We start from the raw sequence: 16,409 nt of genomic DNA on the forward strand, positions 1-16,409 counted from the left end.
AATAACCTCCTTTACCCTGCACTCCTCCTGACATAGCGTTTATAAAGAAAAGCCAACAGCCACACCACCAGAACCGTAAGCACTAAGGGTCCGGCAAATACCGCGAGAAGAAAAAGCCCCCAGCCCACTCGAAACAAAAATATCATGGGGATCAGTACTAGGCCCAACCATTTATATTTCGGATCCTTCTTTATACTCAACCAAAGGATCCCTGTGGCCATAACAGCCATAACTGCGGCGACAATAACATTATGAATTACCCGAACATTGGTCCCAAGAAACAGTCCCGAGGTGGACACAAACCCCACAAGCCACTCCTCTTGGGGAAGCTCTTCCAAGGTCCCGTGGTAAATCCCTTCGCCGGCCTTTTCCATGGGAATGTTGGAGTCCACGGCGTAATCCCCTTCGGGCAGTTGAAATTCCAAGTTTACCTTCGCATCCCCCTCCCAAAAAAGAGCCGGTGTCAGATAATAAACCTGATGGTAGATGGAATTAATCACTTCCGTAGGTTGATAAATCCCGCTGTAGCTGGGATAGTGAAGGGTCAACTCCCCCGTTTCCCCTAAGGGTAGATCCACCGTAAACAGTTTTCCTCGACTGTTTCCATAGCTTCCGTAAACCGAGTATTCCCCCCTTAGACTCATTCCCGACAGCGGGTCATGCACTAAGGGAAGCTCCGATGCTCTCCAGTTACTGGGCAGTCTTGTACGGGAGACCTCTTCTTCTATTTCGATGCGCTCATTATTCCAAAAGACCTCTAAGGAATCGCTTCTTTCCGGTAAAATAAACAGCATTTCCAGATTTTCCTCTTCCCGGCTGATGTTTTCCATCACATAGCGAACCTCTACGATTCCCTGTTCCTCGGATTCCATAATAATAGTAACCCATTCTTCCTGTAGGGCGACGCCGCTATTTTCATCAAAAACCATTTTCTGATCCGACGGGCGGACGGTGGGCGGCCCTGAATTTCCATACACAACAGAAATCGAGGCGATCAAAAGACTGAGAACCAGCATAAGCTTGAGTATAAAACCTTTACGATCTTTACCACCTTTACACATTGTTTTCCCTCCGATCCATATACAGATCCATAAAAATCATCGGTGCAATGACATTGAAGATCACGGTTAAGAGCACCACCAAGCCCCAGGAGATACTTCCGAAAGTGCTGAGGATTCCCTGGTACAATCCGGGAAGCTCCACTAAGGTTTTTTCAATACCCATGGAGGGCTCCGCCAAAAGCCTCTGGGCCATTCGAAAGGGCACATTAGGGCTCAATACACTTTGAAAAGCAACGGCGGCGGCAAAAATTTGCAGCCCGAGCACCACGGGGTAGTGTTTTTTCACAAAGGAAATACTGAGGTTGACGGAATCCTTAATGCTACCGTCATCGGCTACCATAATGGTGTCCCACAGTGCAAACAGCAGGGTGATAAGAAAAATCACCGCCGGCGCCCAGTCCACCAGCCTTGGGTTCGAGGAGTTTAACAGCTCCAGGGCCAAGGGCAGTAGCATGAAAAAGGCGACGGTAAAAATAATCACTCTGCCCACCAGGATTTTCAGGCCGAAGCGCCCCATCCCGTCAGCGTAGTCTCTCATTGTGATATTCGCTACCTCCTCCCCTTCACCGGTGCTGTTTTCACCGGTATCCTGATACCCAGCGTTACGATTACCGGCGTTGTGCTGGGTAGCCTCCTGTTGATCAGTCTCCTGTCGCCTCGTATTGTGATGGCCCTGATAAATTTTCCGGATCATGTAAAGCTTTCCCGAAAGGAGAAATGCCCCGATAAATCCGGCGACGGCAACTCCGATCAAATAAGGCGGCGGACCGCCGGTGGCGTAAAAGGGTAAATTTCCGGAACTCTGGGCTGTTTGATTAATACGGTAGGAGGCATAGATCAACGTCATAAAGAATAGGGCATCGATCAGTCCCGTATACAAAAGTACTTTATTGGACCGTAAAATTTTGAAGCTATCGCTTATGTAAGCAAAAATCGTTTTTTCCATAGAATCCCCCCGGTATGATTGTCAGTTTTTGGTTTCTTTTTAATATATTCTATACCGGTGCTTCGAAAACCTTTTTTTATTTCAAAATAAATAACCGCCTAGAAGTATTAAGTTCCGGCGGTTAGTATTTAGGCTCTTTTTAAGTGCTCTTCACAAGGTTTAATTCCGTAAAATTTGCTTCGTTCTTTACTCAATAGCGTAGGGAAATCTTCGAATGGTTAAATAAATCACCCAAATGATAATCCCCGTAAATATTATCCCCTGGATCGGAAAAGCCAGTCCCGTCAGATGAGGCCCACCGTCGGACTCGATCATCATCGCCGGCAACATGGAGAACATGAAGGCGGGAAAGGCCACGCCGAGAAGGATGAGCACCCCTTTGATCACGGAAAACCGCTTAAATATCAAGGCGATTAACCAGCCGACAAAATAATACTGCAGCATTTCAAGGAAGCTCGGAACCAATCTTCCGATTTCCAATCCTTCACTAAATACGTAACCGGTAAGCACCAAACTTAATATCCCATGGAGAAATAAGCCTACAACAAATAGAGACAGAACTAAAAATAAAGAACTCAAAAGATTTCCAAAGAAAAATTCCCGTCGAGTTACCCCCACTTTGATATAATCTCCCATCATTTTTCCCAGTATCAAAATTCCCGCCACTAAGAAAAAGATATAAGCCCGTTCCTGGAGATGGATCATAAAATTAAATCCCCCATCACTGAAACTTCCCCTTGTAAAATAGAAAGCCATATTCAAAAGAAAGGCCACCGCCGTGGCTCCCATCACCACGCCCCCTTGTAACTTAGCCATATCCCACGCTACTTTTAGCACTCGATTATTAGGATGCTCATTTCTAAGATTTTCATTTCTATGATTTTCATTTCCTGGACTTTCCTTCATTGCCTTCATTTTGTATCCTCCTTTCCCATGCTTTTCTTTCCGGCGACTTTTTCCGTCCCTTCCGTTAGATGAATAAATAAATCCTGCAGAGAAGTCTCTTCAAATTCCAAACCGGTTTCCAGACCTCTTTTCCTGTCTTCCTCTGTGATTTCGTCATAAACCACGGTCTTTTCTATGGGTCCTAAGGCTTCCCGGTGAAGCACCTGTAAATCCTTAGTGAAATCTTCAACTTTCGACTTTTCGCCGCTGACAGCAATTCCCTTTTCCAGCACTTCATCCACCGGTGCATCAATGAGTAATTTTCCGTTTTTAAGAATCAGCACATGATCGAATAAATAATCCATCTCCGAGACCATGTGGGTGGATAGGATCATCAAACGGGGCCTTCTGATTTGCTCATCTAAAATCGCCCGGTACATTCTAGTTCTGGAAGGGGCGTCCATGCCGACATAAACTTCGTCCAACAATGTCACCGGCGTACCGCTTGCCAGCCCCAATATCCCATTCAGCGCCGACTGCTTTCCCTGGGAGAGTTTTTTAATAGTCTTGTCCAGGGAGATATCGAAATCCCCTAAGAGCTCCTTCGCAATATCGATTTCAAAATTCGGTCGATATCGCCGATAAAAGCCTAGGATCTCTTCTACCTTGTTCCGTTCCTCCTTAAAATCCGGCTTTCCGTGATAACTGACGTCCACTGCAACGGAAAGATTGTCAAAGGGGTTTTCACCAAAGACCTTTAAGGACCCTTCCCCCCTATTTATATAGCCGTTGATCAAAGCGAGCAGCGTGGTTTTCCCTGCGCCATTTCGTCCCATTAGTCCATATATTTTCGGGCTGCTTAGTGAAGTGGTTAGATCCTGTAGTACGGCCTCGGCTTCATAGCGATAGGTAAGATTTTTCAACTCGATCATCGCCTCGGTTTCCTCTTCGGAATGTTGCCGGTCTTCTCTTTTTATTTCATCCCTTTGCATGCTTATTCCCCCTCTTTTTTGTCGATCATCTTGATGAGATCTTTCTTTTCCAATCCGATTTTTTCGGCTTCCCGCAGTAAAGGTAAAATGTACTGATCCTGAAAGATCTCCTTTCGCTGTTCCAGCAATTTTTCCCTGGCCCCTTTCTCCACAAACATGCCCACTCCCCGTTTTTTAAAGATGATCCCATCGTCAAACAGAAGGTTCATCCCCTTGGATACGGTTAAATGATTGACTTTATAAAATCGAACCATTTCATTAGTGGAGGGTATCTGATCCCCTTCCTTTAGTTCCCCCTGTAAGATCTGATCCTCTATCCCCTCTTTGATCTGTAAATATATGGGTTTGTCTCCTTTTAGCGAACCCTTCACCCGCATCACCTCCTTGACTCTATTTTTTCCTTTTTGTTCTATGGTTATATAGTTATGTATATAAGTATATATGTTTGAGGGTGATTTGTCAAATAAAAAAAAGCCTACCGGCCCCGCTCCTTAAGTTAATGATATTACACCTTTGTTTCTCCCCATTATTATTGTACTAAAGTATAATTAATGATATGATGTCCTTATCTAGTATTCGTACACTCGTAGAATACAAAAGTTGTTTTATTGCTCCAAACCAATTTAGAACAGAAAAAGCGCTCAAAAAAAAGGAGTTTTGACTAATGAAAAACCATGAAAAGAAAAAAACCTCTTTGAAAGAAAGATTTCTAAAGAAGCCTAAGAAAAATTCTGTTAGCGCCGCGGAATACGAAGCCAAAATGAGAACCGCTAGAAATAAATCTGGAATCCCCTGTGCTTTTAAATAATTCTTAAAAGAACTCTGATTATTACAAATCAGAGTTCTTTCTTATTATGTCCTTACTTAAACAGAAAAAAATTTCAATTTGATAATCTACACATTTGCTTCGCTGACTCGAAAATATCCGTGCCGGTCATCTCAAACCACAGTTCGACAGGAAAATTACTAACTGATCTTTTGTGCCAGGGCCGTAACACTTTTACCTAGCTGTCTGGATTCGGAAATGATTTTTTCATCCGGTTCCCCGACCGCTGCAGGACCATAATGCCCTGCTCCGCTAAAGCCGGGCATAATAAGGCCGTGAACTTTCAGTGCCTGGGTAATACTGTGAATGGTTGTTTCATTTCCTCCTCCTTGAATCCCGCTTGAGGCAAAGGCGCCACCCACTCTTCCATCAAGCTTTTTATACACTTTGATGCTTCTGTCGATAAAGTCTTTCAGGGGGGCCGCCAGAATGCCAAAGTAGGTGGGGGAGCCCATAATATACCCGTCATAATCCAAGAGCTTTTCTATATCCCCGAAATCCTCAACATGCACTACATCCGGTTCTCCTCCCCTCTCTTTAACCCCCTCGCCGACAGCCTTCGCCATTTTTTTGGTGTTGCCTGTCTTGCTGTAATAAATAACCAGTATTTTCGCCATGATTATCCTCCTTTTAAAAAATTGTTACTAGTACTTGCTACTTTATTCGTTGCCGTTATCATCTTCGTTGCCGTCATCCTCGTCGTCGTCGTTATCATCCTCGTCGTCGCCGTTACCATCATCGTCGTCGTTATCACCTTCGTCGCCGTTTTCATCCTCGTCGCCGTCATCACCTTCGTCGCCGTTTTCATCCTCGTCGCCGTCATCATCATCGTCGCCGTTTTCATCCTCGTCGCCGTTTTCATCCTCGTCGCCGTTTTCATCCTCGTCGCCGTTTTCATCATCGTCGCCGTTTTCATCATCGTCGCCGTTTTCATCATCGTCGCCGTCATCACCATCGTCGCCGTCATCACCTTCGTCGTCATCTTCCGGCGGTTCCGGTTCTTCCTCTTCCTCCGCACGATATAGATAGGTTACCCGCTGGGTGCCCTCCTCAATGGTGCCTTCCCTTGGAGCTCCCGAGGGATCGATGCCAACAAACTCATAACCTTCAAAGGACCTTTGCCGGGTGCTGTATCCTGTGCCGATCCGACCGCTTTCCGTTTCTTCTGTATCCCGAAGGGTGCCGATGATCTCGCCGTCTTCATCCACTTCCATATACCGTACACTTATGGATCCCTCACCATGCTCACCGGGATCGTAGGTTTCCCGGTCCTCATAGCTTGAAGGCTTTCGGTACTGATAATCCCTTGGTTCAATACCGTCATGGTCATCGGGATCATAGGGCTCCGGGGGAACAATGTAGAGTCGTTCCTCGATTTCATCCGAGGGGGTTTCATCCGTGGCAAGGGTTCCCGTGGGTTCATGAATTTCAACTAATTCATGAGCATCGCATTCCTCCATGGGCTCCGTGCCTTCGATAAACAGTTCCGTGGTTACCTGGGAGCCTCTGGGATCCTCTTCGCAGAGCTCTGTAGGCAGTTTCCCTGAAGTTTCGCAGATTTCCACTTCAATAATATTATCGGGACGATCAAAGTCTTTGTCTTCATAATCCATCTCCTCATGGATTCGGCCCATAATTTTTGACCACAGCTCTGCAGAAATGACACTGCTTGTTCCTAAGTTTTCATCGTATAAATCAAAACCGATCCACGTGGCTGCGGACAGATAAGGGGTATAGCCTACAAACCAAGCGTCCCTCTGCTCCTGGGAAGTCCCGGTTTTTCCTGCCACGGGGATGCCTTCATTATCTTCCCGGATCGCTGCCTGCCAACCATACCCCTCATTTTCCGGGGTCACCGCATGACGCATAATATCCGTCATCAAGTAGGCCACATCAGGATCCACCACCCGGTCTGTTTCCGGTTCGTTTTCCAAAATCACGTTTCCTTCAGCATCCTCCACATGGGTAAAGGATATTAAATCACTATAAACCCCTTCGTTGGCAACCGTATTAAAAGCTCGGTTCATGGCATAGGGAGAAGTGTCTCCGGAACCCAACACCGAGGAATAGTCATAGGTATGAAGATGAATGCCCATATCATTTAGATATTCCGTCATAACCTCCACGGAACCTCCCCGTGTTGGAGCCAGTTCATCCAGTAATATGGTTGCGGTTACGTTGCTGGATATTCGAATCCCTTCCCGAAGATTAATCAGTCCTAAATACCCTGTGTTCCCCACATTTCTCGGGTGGGGTTCGTCGGGCTCTCCATGCCTAAAATACACAGGAGTATCATCAATGACACTGGCCGGTGTATGGTCATTGTCCAAGGCAGGAATGTATGCGGCTAAGGGCTTGATACTGGAACCGGTGGGTCTTCCCCGTCCCGTCGCCCGGTTAAATATTCGTCTGCCGGAAGTTTCCCGACCGCCCATAAAGGCCTTAATCTTTCCGCTTTCAGGGTCAGAAATCACCATGGCCCCCTGAGGCTGTACATTACCCTGTTCATCCCGCACCAGATTGCCGTCATCATCCACTACATTCTTCGGGAAATTATCCCGGTTGTTGAATTCCTCTTCCGTAATTTCCTGCATTTCCCGGTCCAGGGTGCTGTGTACCCGAAGTCCGCCAAAGCCAAGCATTCTCGTGGCTTCTTCTTCGGTGTAGCCCTCTTCAACCAGCGCTTCTTTCACTTCATCCTGTACCAAATCCGCAAAATGGGAAGAGATCCCCAAATCCTCATAACGACCGGGCTCAATGGAGCTGTGAAGATCCTCTGCATCTTCTAAGGCCTCCCGGTACGCCTCTTCCGTAATAAAATCGTGCTCTTTCATCATCTCCAGTACTAATCGGAGTCTCGGCTCACTTCGTTCGTCAAATATGATGACGTAATCCCCGGATTCATCCAAAACGATCATCTCTTCCGTGACATCCTCTTCCGGAATGTATCGAACCGGAGAATACCGGGAAGGATTCCGGGCGATTCCCGCCAGGGTTGCTCCCTCCACTAGATTCAGCTCCGACACGGATTTGGAAAAATAAGCCTGGGAGGCGGCTTCCACCCCGTAGTTTTGCCCTCCCAGATTAATGGTGTTTAAATAGGTTTCCAGTATTTGATCCTTAGCCAGGATGTTTTCGATTTTCACCGCATAATAGGCATCCTGAATCTTTCGGGTATAGGTCTGCTCATGGCTCAAGTAGAGGTTCTTTGCCAGCTGCTGGGTTATGGTGCTTCCCCCCTGCTGGGACCCGGTTCGAAAATTGGTCCAGGCGGCTCCCGCTATTCGGCGAAAATCCAGTCCGTCATGCTCCCAAAAACGGGCGTCCTCAATGGCAATAAAGGCATCAATCACATGGTCCGGGATTTCCGCGTAATCCACGATGATTCGCTGTTCCTCCTGTTCAATCCGCTCCAGCTGATTCCCTTCGTTGTCATAAATAAAAGAGTTCTCCCCCAACAAATTGTACATGTTTTCCGGATCGATATCCGGAGTGTCATCGATGGCGCTTTGTACAAAGCTTAAAGTGTATCCTCCCACAATTACCGCTACCATCAACAGCAATATCATGATCAGTCCGAAACTTTTTAGAATCGTCCCTTTGGTTTTTTTCTTCTTCCCCTTCGGTGCCCGGGTGTTTTTTGTATATGACATATAATTTTCCTCCTAATTATTACGGTTTAAAATTTTAAATTATGCTCTGATATATTATGTATTCCCTGATTTTCATAAAAAAATCTAATTCAAGACTAAAGAACTAGATAAAATAGCCTAAAAGGAGCTCAAAGAACCAAGTACATTCCCTATATTCGTATAAATCCTGTCTTCCCATGTAGAATAGTAAGTGCTTAAGAAATGGTTCAGAGGGCATATATTAATAATCTAGGTTAAATCTACGAAATGTTAACGTTTGAGATTGTTTAAAAAAAGGGAATAAACATGATAAGCGGCTGAAGAAAATAGGCATTTACTTGCATAGACCTGTCAATTAATGGCGGGTCTTTAACTTTTCACTCGGCATATTACATGATACTCCTTATAGCAAAAACTTGTCATAGAGTTAACAATGAAATGTTTACTGAATCTGGAAATGGGTAGAAAGATGTTACAAAATTAATATTTTAAAATAATAAGTGGAAGCTATGATTTTCCGGTTACGTTTGGACGCTTATGACCGGAGGGGAGCCAGTAGCGTAACCGACCAAAGGGTCGGTTTTATTTTTGAAAGAAAGGAGGTGCAAAAATGTCTGTACTCTCTGTCATGAAATGGAATATCAACCCTGCGAAGACTGAAGAGTACGAAAAGTGGGCCCAGTCCGCCATAAAGAGAACTCTAGAGGCCCCGGGGGTCGTAGAGTTCCGATCGTACCGTGCTACTACCGGCGATTTCCAGGTTATTGTAACCCATGAATTTGCTGATTTGAACGCCTGGGCCAACTGGCAGGCTAACGAAGAGGTCCAAAAGGTCAATGAAGAACTCTACACTGTAGCCACAAATATTCAAAAAGAAGTGTGGGGCCCCTCGCCTGTAGCCCCCAAACCCATCCGACCCGGTGGATAATGAGCCAGAAAACAGAAAAAAATACCAGGGGACTGTGAATTTTTTTTACAGTCTCTTGGTATTTTGTTATTATGTATTAGTAAAGAAATCATTACATATAAGGAGCTACTCATCAGTGAAAACAATCAATCCAAAATATACGATCATCATCTTAATTACAACCTTTATACTAATCGGCCTAGGCGTGTTTTTTCTAAACACGGCCATAATCGGACTGTTATTCGGCAGTGTTTTATCGGTAATCTTTTGCCTTAAGTCGGGATTTAGCCTTAAAGAGTCCCTTACCATGATTTTAATGGGAGTGAAAAATGCGAAGATTATTGTGATGATCATGTCCTTAATCGGGGTATTGTCGGCCTTATGGATGGCCAGCGGTACCATGGCAAGCTTAATGGATTTTGGCTTCAGTCATCTTTTAAGCTTTAATCTGGTGCTGTCCATATTTATAATCACCGGTGTTTTTTCCCTGATCCTGGGAACCTCCATCGGAACCTTAAGCGTTTTAGGTGTGCCCTTTATGGAGATTGGAACCACTTTGGGGATTCCTGCAGGAATTATCGGCGGCGCCCTGGTTTCCGGAATCTACGTCGGGGACAGAATATCCCCCATATCCAGCAGTTTAAATTTGAATGCCTCCATGACCGGTACCTTGGTAATTGATAATATCAAAGCCGGTATGAAAACCATTGGCCCCGTGATTCTTCTTTCCGCTCTGCTTTACGGTTTCATCGGCCGGGGATATGATGTTGGAAATACCCATGTGGAGAAGATCTCCGTCATAAGAGATCTGTTGGACAGCAGTTTTAGTTTAGGTTTTATCAATTTACTACCGGTACTTGTTTTAACCCTGCTCGCCCTGATGAAAGTGAAAATTGTATATGGCATGATTGTTAGTATAATCACCACGATACTCCTACTTTTACTCAACGGCACAGTGGGCTTACCGGAACTGTTTAGAATTATGGTAGTTGGTTTCCATCCTGAAAGTGGCGAACTGCACAGTGTCATTTCCGGCGGCGGCTTTTTATCCATGACCAATGTAATTTTTGTCATTCTTTTTTCCACAGGTTTTAGCGGGATCCTGGAGCATTCCGGAGGGATCAAACCCCTGATCCGGAGTTTTTCTAACATGGTGAAAACCTCAGGGCAACTAACTGGGAAAACCTCCTTGCTGGCTTTCTCCATAAATGTTGTGACCTGCAATCAGAGCCTTGCGATTATTATCCCCGGAAGATTTTTAACGGAAACCTTTGAAGAAAAAGGACTGACCAGGCTGAACCTGTCCCGAACCCTGGGAGATACCAGCGTGGTAACCGTGCCCTTAATCCCTTGGAATGTGAATGCCATCGCTATTGTATCCATTATCGGAATCAGCACCTTTAGTTACCTGCCCTATGCATTTTTGTGTTTGCTGCTTCCTTTGTACAATATTATCCATGAGTTTTTTCAGCAAAAAAATATCAAGGATGAACTTAAGGAACCAAAAGGGACGGAGGTGTTTGAGTCATCATGACTCAAATACCTCCGTCCCTTTTGGTTCCTCCCCTTTGGTTCATCCCTCTAAAGTAGCCCACTGCTCCATGGTTTTTTCGATGGATTGATTTAGCGTCTCCTTTTTCCCGTATAGCTCAGAAAGCTTTTCATAATCGGAACCGATGGTTGTCATGGCTTCATCAATTTCCGCGATTTCTCTTTCGAGCCTTTCCACCAGGGCTTCCAGTTTTGCTTTTTCCCGTTCCCCATTTCTTCTCTTTTTCTGGTGTCCGAGCTTTTTGCTCTTTTTAGCCTTTCCTGTGGGTTTTTCTTGGATTTCGATCATTTCCTGCTCCTTTCTCCTTTCCTGATCTTTCATAGCTTTATACTCCTCATAATTTCCAATATAGCTTGTAAATCCCCTGTTCTCAATCGCCACCAACCGCTGGGCAATCTCGTTGATAAAATAGCGGTCATGGGAGATAAAAAGTACCGTTCCTTTAAAGTTCTTCAGCACTTCTTCGAACCTTTCGATGGAGGCAATGTCCAGGTGGTTGGTTGGCTCATCCAGTATGATCAGATTAATATCCTCATATAACATCCGGGCAAGCTTTAAGCGGATTTTTTCGCCTCCGGAGAGATGCTTTACCGTTTCAAACACACTGTTTCCCTGAAACATAAACCTGGCCAAATACTCCCTGGCCTTTCCCTCATCGATGAAAAGATCTTCCCTGAAACAGTCCAGCACCGTAAGATTCTCGTTGTGAAATGCCACCTCCTGGGGTAAGTAGGCGGCCCGTACCCCCTCCCCTATTTTTACGCTTCCCTGGTCCGGCGGCTCCTCCCCTAACAGCATTTTAAAAAAAGTGGTCTTACCACTGCCGTTAGGTCCGATCAACGCCACCTTTTCTCCATAGGAGATCAAGAGATCCGTATTTTTGAAGATCTCTTTCTCCTCATATCCTTTGGTCAGGGACTCCGCCAAAATCGTTTGTTTTCCCGATCTTCCGTTGCCGTTAATATCCAGTCGCATATTTTTCCTCTGCATCACCGGTTTTTGGATTCGGTCCATTTTCTCGAGCTTTGTTTGAATGCTTGCCGCCCGCTTAAAAAATTTATTGTTATCCGCTCGAATGGCCCAGTCTCTTAACTGTTTTACCTGATCTTCCATGGCACGGATTCTCTTTTGTTCTTCACAGTACTGCTCATATTGAATTCTGAGGTTTTCCGCCCGCTGGGCCGCATAGGCGGAGTAGTTTCCTTTATAGGTGATGGACTTCTTGCCCTCCACCTCCACAATTTTTGTCACCACATGATCTAAAAAGTAGCGGTCGTGGGATACCACAAGGACAATCCCGTCGTAGTTCTTTAAATAACCCTCTAACCACTGAATGGCCTGAAGATCCAGATGATTGGTGGGCTCATCCAACAGCAGAATATCCGGCTGGTCAATCAACAGCTTTCCCAGCACCACGGTGGTTTTTTCACCCCCGCTTAAAATACTAAAGTCTTTTTGTAAAAATCCGTCATCAAATTGCAGGCCCGTAATGATTTTTTGCAGCTTTTCCTCGCTTTGGTAGCCGCCCTTTGCTTCGTAGGCCTCTGTTAAGGAGCTGTACTGCTTTAACGCTTTTTGCAGTTTCTCTCCTTCAAGCACTTTCATCGATTTTTCCAGCTGACGCATGTTAGTTTCAAGTTCTCGTACTTCCTCAAAGGCTTGGTTTAGCACATCCATCACTGTAACTCCCTCGGGGTAATCCGGGATTTGCTGTAGATAGGCAGCGCTCGCCCGGTTTGGCAGATGAATCAGACCCTCATCGTAGCCCGGACTGGAGGTTTGAGGATATCCCGGCCAATAGTGCATCGGTTCAATTCCTGCAATCAGCTTTAATATGGTGCTTTTCCCTCCGCCGTTTTCCCCGACGATTCCGACTTTTTCCCCTGCGTATACGTCAAAGGAGATATTTTTAAGGATGAGGTGACCCTCCAGGTATTTCTTTATTCCCTTTAATGATAATTCAAACATGTTATTCCCCTACTTTCATTTTAGTCTATGTATGCTGTCGTTAATAGGATAAACTATATTGGCGCTTTTCAGAACCGTCCAAGGGCTACTTTTCCCTCCCTCTTGGGGTAGAGTTTGTCTCCGTCTTAAGGAGGATAAAAAATAACCTGTCCGGTTTATTCAGACAGGCTCTTGGCACGGTAAAGGTTTGGGCGGGATTATATGCATACAGGTACGGGTCCCTGGGTCCGGTTCGTTTTTAACCCTGCAGTGCCTTGGCAAAGGCGTGGATATTTTCTTCATTAATACGAAACTTGCTCTCCTTAACCTTAGATACTTTTTTCACAACAAACCTCGACAAAAAATTCAACTTCTCAAAGTCAAACTCATAACCAAAATACCCCTTTGCCGTGGCAAGATCGTATATTTTCCCCTTAAAAGACGTGGATAACTGGTCCTCAGCCAGTTCTTCATTTCCACAGCAGATAAATATCCCGAGATTCTTCGTTATCAACAGCTCCTCATTTTCCCTGCAAAATTCCTGCACCTCTTTTTGGATGCTTCCGGCATAAATGGAGCCGCCTACAGCAATTGTATCAAACTTTGTTAAGTCGATGGATTTTGCGCTGCTCTCTTTCAGGTTGATGAGCGTCGTATTCCCTTCGATTTTTTCAGCCAGGCTTTTGGCGGCTTTTTCCGTTGCACCGTGTTTTGTACAATAGGCAATTAATGTTTCCATGTTTTTCTTCCTCCTTTATTTTTTTCTATAATTTTTAACTTTTCGCTTTTTAACTTAATCGCTTTTTAGTTTTTGCGCTTTTTAGTTTTTTCGCTTTTTAAAATTTCCTAATTCCCGGGTTTTCTCCGTTAACAGGGATTCTCGGCTCACTATTCAATTTCCTTCCTTATTTTAATTTTCTTTTACTTTTCAGGGCTTACTCTCCGATCAACGCATTTTCTATGGCTTTTAGATAGGCCTTGCTGGACACCGTGGCACCGGATACCACTTCCACCTCTAGACTTTGATGCTCTATTACCTTTTCATAGATCTCTTTTTTAACCTTCTTCATTTCAAATCCATCCACTAAGCGAATGCTTTGGATCTTTCCGTCCAGGACCTCAACCTCGACCTCGTTTTTCCATCTTACCCCATCATACTCTCCCGGATAGATTCCGTCCTCCAGGTTTTGAAGGTTCACTTCATGGATTACAAGGGCTTTCCCCTCGTCTAAACCTCTCGTTACGAAAAACAACATAACCAGACCGACAACACCCACGACCAGACCTGCACCGATCAGCACCTTTTTCCATTTTTTCATTTTTTTATCTTTCCTTTCTCTAAATCTATTTTTTGCTAATACAAACCGAACAACTCTTTCGATTCTTTCGATATTTTAAATAACGTTTCCCGCATTGATTATGGTCAATCACGCCTCCAACTCCCGTAAAGAAAATCGTCCAATGGTCTCTGAATGCCGAGTTTCATAGCGTACTCATGAACCGTTTTTTGCTTTAAGGGATCTGTGCCCGTGGTAATTCAAGGACTGTATGGCATAGTTCCCATACTTCTGCCGAGGACTTGCCCAGTTTTTCCAACGCACGATAAACTGCAAGAGCCCGGGAAGAAATGCTCAACATATTGTTGAACATTCTTTGGCGATATCCTTTAAAATAGGAGCCTCCGCTCATCAGCTCCTCCCTATACCAACGTCCTATATCATAGTAGCTGACCCTGCTGAATTACCCAAAATATTTATCTTTCCGAAACCCCGGCTTCATGTTAATCAATCCTTCCAGGGTGTTGGAAAAAGGGATGGCACTGCAAAAGTCCGCATATATAAACATTACTTTTCTCTAAAGTTTTTCTCTTTATAAGGAAACCCCTTTTCAAAGGCTAAAAGCTCCTCCTCGTTTACCTCAAAGGCCTTATCAATATGGAATCTTCCCTGGATCCCCCCTAGTCCCTCTTCCTGTAATTCCAATGCCATGAATTCATCAAAATTTTCTCCTGTATCGGTTTGTATATTGTACTTTTTCGCATTTTCAAATCCAAACCGCCCGTAATATCTGGGATTGCCGAAGATCACGACCCCCTTATATCCCATGTCCTTAGCTTTTTTCAGGGTTTCTTCCAACAGTCTGGAACCAATGCCTTTTCTTTGATACTCCGGTAATACGCTGATTGGCCCCATGCATAAAACCTCATGCTCCTGCTTATTTTCACTGCGGACTTTCGCCAAGGTATAAATGACATTGCCGATAATCTGCTTGCGGTCACATATCACATAACTGAGCTCTTTCACAAAGGCCGGTGATTTTCTCAAGTTATGTACGATTAAATGCTCGTCACAGCCCGGTCCATAAAGATCCCAGAAGGCTTCCCTTGTAAGAAATTCGACCTTTTGATAATCCTTTCCTTCTTCTAATCTAATGACCAGTTCCATTTGCCAAACCCTCCTTTCCCATTGTCCGGAGCCAGCCCAAACCATTACACGTGCTCGTAAAACATTAAAAGATCTGATTTTCCATAGCCGGTCTCTTATCAGTTGAAATAGCCCTGTATGCGTATTTCAGAGTAAATACAGCGTTAATAATTTCTGTATTATATTGTCTGTTTTATATTTTCTGTTTTACAATGTATGTTTTCGATTGTTTCCAAAAAAGCAAGCAATATTTTGTTAAACTCCGTATCATTGTCCTGATTGGCAATATGGTTGGCCTTAGGGATAACCCCTCGTTGGCTTCCCGGGATCCGCTTATGCCATTTTTTTGAAAGCCTTCGGGTATATATATCATCTTCCCCGTAGGTGATCAATAGCGGTTTGTCCGGTGGTGCCGGGACCCCTTCAAGCATATCTTCACCCATATCCTTGGTAATCTTCAGTATCATATCCTTTCCTGTTTTTGAAACCACATTCTCCATGTACCTTCGGGCTTCCAAAGTATTGGTCCTGTGCTTAGCCAAGGAACGGTAAAACATCTTATCCGGCATGATTTTCATAGAACCGGTCATACTAAAAGCCGGTTTCAGGAGACTGCTGTATTTCGGGTGCAAGGGAAGTCCACCGATATGAACCGTGGCAATCACTCTTTCCGGGTGTTTGCATAGCACATGTTGAATCACAAAACTGCCGAGGGAAAGGCCTCCTAATACCGCACGATCTGTCCCGGTCTCATCCAGTAACTCCACCAGACAATCCGCTGCCATCAGGGTAAAACGCATATCATGCTTTGCCATGGTTGAACGGCCATGGCCCGGCATATCCCATACAATCACCCGGTATTCTTTTTCCAGGGCTTTTACTTGCTTTTCAAAGGTTTTGTGATCCATGCCTACACCATGACACAGTGCAAGCACCGGTGCGCCTTCGGGCCCGCTGAACTCGTAGTAAATCTCTCCGTATTTTGATTTGTATATCATTGCTTTCCCTCCTTCCAATATAATGATTTTATCCCCGGGGAGCCTGGCTTTTATGTGTTGTAGCAAAAAACAACCGACCGCGAAGGGTCGGCGCTCATATAGTTGTTCCTTTTTTACCCTGCCAAATAATTATCAAACAATTTATATTTTTATTTTTACAAAAACTTTCATTACTTTTACCTCATCGGGCGTCGGTACTTTTGTGGCTTTATAAGGGTTTTAATAAGTCTCTATCTACAA

15 protein-coding genes are annotated in these 16,409 nt (G+C 44.7%); 3 read left to right on the forward strand and 12 right to left on the reverse strand.

Translation table 11 applies throughout. The features are described 5' to 3' along the window. Positions 1-11 precede the first annotated feature (11 nt). The 5 genes from ISALK_RS06780 to ISALK_RS06800 form a co-directional block, all read right to left on the reverse strand. Positions 12-1,061 carry a hypothetical protein gene (locus ISALK_RS06780; protein WP_160720487.1) on the reverse strand — a complete coding sequence of 350 codons (1,050 nt, stop codon included), beginning with the start codon at positions 1,059-1,061 and terminating at the stop codon, positions 12-14. Beyond that, positions 1,054-2,007: a hypothetical protein gene (locus tag ISALK_RS06785; protein ID WP_160720489.1), complete on the reverse strand. Its 954-nt coding sequence runs from the start codon at positions 2,005-2,007 to the stop codon at positions 1,054-1,056. The genes ISALK_RS06780 and ISALK_RS06785 overlap by 8 nt, the downstream gene beginning before the upstream one ends. Before the next feature lie 186 nt (positions 2,008-2,193). Continuing rightward, the gene (locus tag ISALK_RS06790; RefSeq protein ID WP_160720491.1) at positions 2,194-2,922 is read right to left on the reverse strand and encodes a hypothetical protein; all 729 of its coding nucleotides are present in this window, start codon (positions 2,920-2,922) and stop codon (positions 2,194-2,196) included. Then, positions 2,919-3,884, reverse strand: a complete 966-nt coding sequence (locus ISALK_RS06795) for an ATP-binding cassette domain-containing protein (protein WP_160720493.1) — start codon at positions 3,882-3,884, stop codon at positions 2,919-2,921. The genes ISALK_RS06790 and ISALK_RS06795 overlap by 4 nt, the downstream gene beginning before the upstream one ends. 2 nt (positions 3,885-3,886) lie before the next feature. After that, positions 3,887-4,255, reverse strand: coding sequence for a GntR family transcriptional regulator (locus ISALK_RS06800; RefSeq protein WP_371723667.1), 369 nt, complete (start codon positions 4,253-4,255; stop codon positions 3,887-3,889). A gap of 293 nt (positions 4,256-4,548) precedes the next feature. On the opposite strand from ISALK_RS06800, the gene ISALK_RS06805 reads away from it, so the two are divergent. Then, positions 4,549-4,692 carry a hypothetical protein gene (locus ISALK_RS06805; RefSeq protein ID WP_160720497.1) on the forward strand — a complete coding sequence of 48 codons (144 nt, stop codon included), beginning with the start codon at positions 4,549-4,551 and terminating at the stop codon, positions 4,690-4,692. Positions 4,693-4,850: 158 nt separating this feature from the next. Here ISALK_RS06805 and ISALK_RS06810 read toward each other — a convergent pair whose 3' ends face one another. Continuing rightward, positions 4,851-5,327 (reverse strand): flavodoxin family protein, encoded by a 477-nt coding sequence (locus ISALK_RS06810; RefSeq protein ID WP_160720499.1) that lies wholly within the window; start codon positions 5,325-5,327, stop codon positions 4,851-4,853. A gap of 42 nt (positions 5,328-5,369) precedes the next feature. After that, positions 5,370-8,363, reverse strand: coding sequence for a transglycosylase domain-containing protein (locus ISALK_RS06815; RefSeq protein WP_160720501.1), 2,994 nt, complete (start codon positions 8,361-8,363; stop codon positions 5,370-5,372). A gap of 589 nt (positions 8,364-8,952) precedes the next feature. Between ISALK_RS06815 and ISALK_RS06820 the strand changes: the two genes are divergently transcribed. Beyond that, positions 8,953-9,270 (forward strand): antibiotic biosynthesis monooxygenase family protein, encoded by a 318-nt coding sequence (locus tag ISALK_RS06820; protein WP_160720503.1) that lies wholly within the window; start codon positions 8,953-8,955, stop codon positions 9,268-9,270. A gap of 115 nt (positions 9,271-9,385) precedes the next feature. After that, entirely contained in the window at positions 9,386-10,783 is a 1,398-nt protein-coding gene (locus ISALK_RS15045) for a Na+/H+ antiporter NhaC family protein (RefSeq protein WP_160720505.1), read from the forward strand. A gap of 39 nt (positions 10,784-10,822) precedes the next feature. Here the strand turns inward: ISALK_RS15045 and abc-f are convergent, their stop codons facing one another. The 5 genes from abc-f to ISALK_RS06850 all read right to left on the reverse strand — a co-directional run bounded on the left by abc-f (position 10,823) and on the right by ISALK_RS06850 (position 16,169). After that, positions 10,823-12,769 carry a ribosomal protection-like ABC-F family protein gene (gene abc-f, locus ISALK_RS06830; protein WP_160720507.1) on the reverse strand — a complete coding sequence of 649 codons (1,947 nt, stop codon included), beginning with the start codon at positions 12,767-12,769 and terminating at the stop codon, positions 10,823-10,825. A 238-nt stretch (positions 12,770-13,007) separates the two neighbouring features. After that, the gene (locus tag ISALK_RS06835) at positions 13,008-13,487 is read right to left on the reverse strand and encodes a flavodoxin domain-containing protein (protein WP_160720509.1); all 480 of its coding nucleotides are present in this window, start codon (positions 13,485-13,487) and stop codon (positions 13,008-13,010) included. 196 nt (positions 13,488-13,683) lie between these two features. Continuing rightward, the gene (locus ISALK_RS06840) at positions 13,684-14,067 is read right to left on the reverse strand and encodes an FMN-binding protein (RefSeq protein ID WP_160720511.1); all 384 of its coding nucleotides are present in this window, start codon (positions 14,065-14,067) and stop codon (positions 13,684-13,686) included. A gap of 525 nt (positions 14,068-14,592) precedes the next feature. Beyond that, the gene (locus tag ISALK_RS06845) at positions 14,593-15,192 is read right to left on the reverse strand and encodes a GNAT family N-acetyltransferase (protein WP_160720513.1); all 600 of its coding nucleotides are present in this window, start codon (positions 15,190-15,192) and stop codon (positions 14,593-14,595) included. Between the two features lie 158 nt (positions 15,193-15,350). Continuing rightward, entirely contained in the window at positions 15,351-16,169 is an 819-nt protein-coding gene (locus tag ISALK_RS06850; protein WP_160720515.1) for an alpha/beta fold hydrolase, read from the reverse strand. Between the last annotated feature and the right edge of the window lie 240 nt (positions 16,170-16,409).

The organism is Isachenkonia alkalipeptolytica, from assembly GCF_009910325.1.
GTDB lineage: Bacteria > Bacillota > Clostridia > Peptostreptococcales > T1SED10-28 > Isachenkonia > Isachenkonia alkalipeptolytica.

What these genes read in the sequence shown, in the direction of transcription:
- ISALK_RS06780 (WP_160720487.1), bottom strand. Translation starts at nt 1,061, where the DNA reads ATGTGTAAAGGTGGTAAAGATCGTAAAGGTTTTATACTCAAGCTTATG.
- ISALK_RS06805 (WP_160720497.1), top strand. Translation starts at nt 4,549, where the DNA reads ATGAAAAACCATGAAAAGAAAAAAACCTCTTTGAAAGAAAGATTTCTA.
- ISALK_RS06850 (WP_160720515.1), bottom strand. Translation starts at nt 16,169, where the DNA reads ATGATATACAAATCAAAATACGGAGAGATTTACTACGAGTTCAGCGGG.
- ISALK_RS06815 (WP_160720501.1), bottom strand. Translation starts at nt 8,363, where the DNA reads ATGTCATATACAAAAAACACCCGGGCACCGAAGGGGAAGAAGAAAAAA.
- ISALK_RS06820 (WP_160720503.1), top strand. Translation starts at nt 8,953, where the DNA reads ATGTCTGTACTCTCTGTCATGAAATGGAATATCAACCCTGCGAAGACT.
- ISALK_RS06840 (WP_160720511.1), bottom strand. Translation starts at nt 14,067, where the DNA reads ATGAAAAAATGGAAAAAGGTGCTGATCGGTGCAGGTCTGGTCGTGGGT.
- ISALK_RS06845 (WP_160720513.1), bottom strand. Translation starts at nt 15,192, where the DNA reads ATGGAACTGGTCATTAGATTAGAAGAAGGAAAGGATTATCAAAAGGTC.
- abc-f (WP_160720507.1), bottom strand. Translation starts at nt 12,769, where the DNA reads ATGTTTGAATTATCATTAAAGGGAATAAAGAAATACCTGGAGGGTCAC.
- ISALK_RS06790 (WP_160720491.1), bottom strand. Translation starts at nt 2,922, where the DNA reads ATGAAGGCAATGAAGGAAAGTCCAGGAAATGAAAATCATAGAAATGAA.
- ISALK_RS06835 (WP_160720509.1), bottom strand. Translation starts at nt 13,487, where the DNA reads ATGGAAACATTAATTGCCTATTGTACAAAACACGGTGCAACGGAAAAA.
- ISALK_RS06785 (WP_160720489.1), bottom strand. Translation starts at nt 2,007, where the DNA reads ATGGAAAAAACGATTTTTGCTTACATAAGCGATAGCTTCAAAATTTTA.
- ISALK_RS06795 (WP_160720493.1), bottom strand. Translation starts at nt 3,884, where the DNA reads ATGCAAAGGGATGAAATAAAAAGAGAAGACCGGCAACATTCCGAAGAG.
- ISALK_RS06810 (WP_160720499.1), bottom strand. Translation starts at nt 5,327, where the DNA reads ATGGCGAAAATACTGGTTATTTATTACAGCAAGACAGGCAACACCAAA.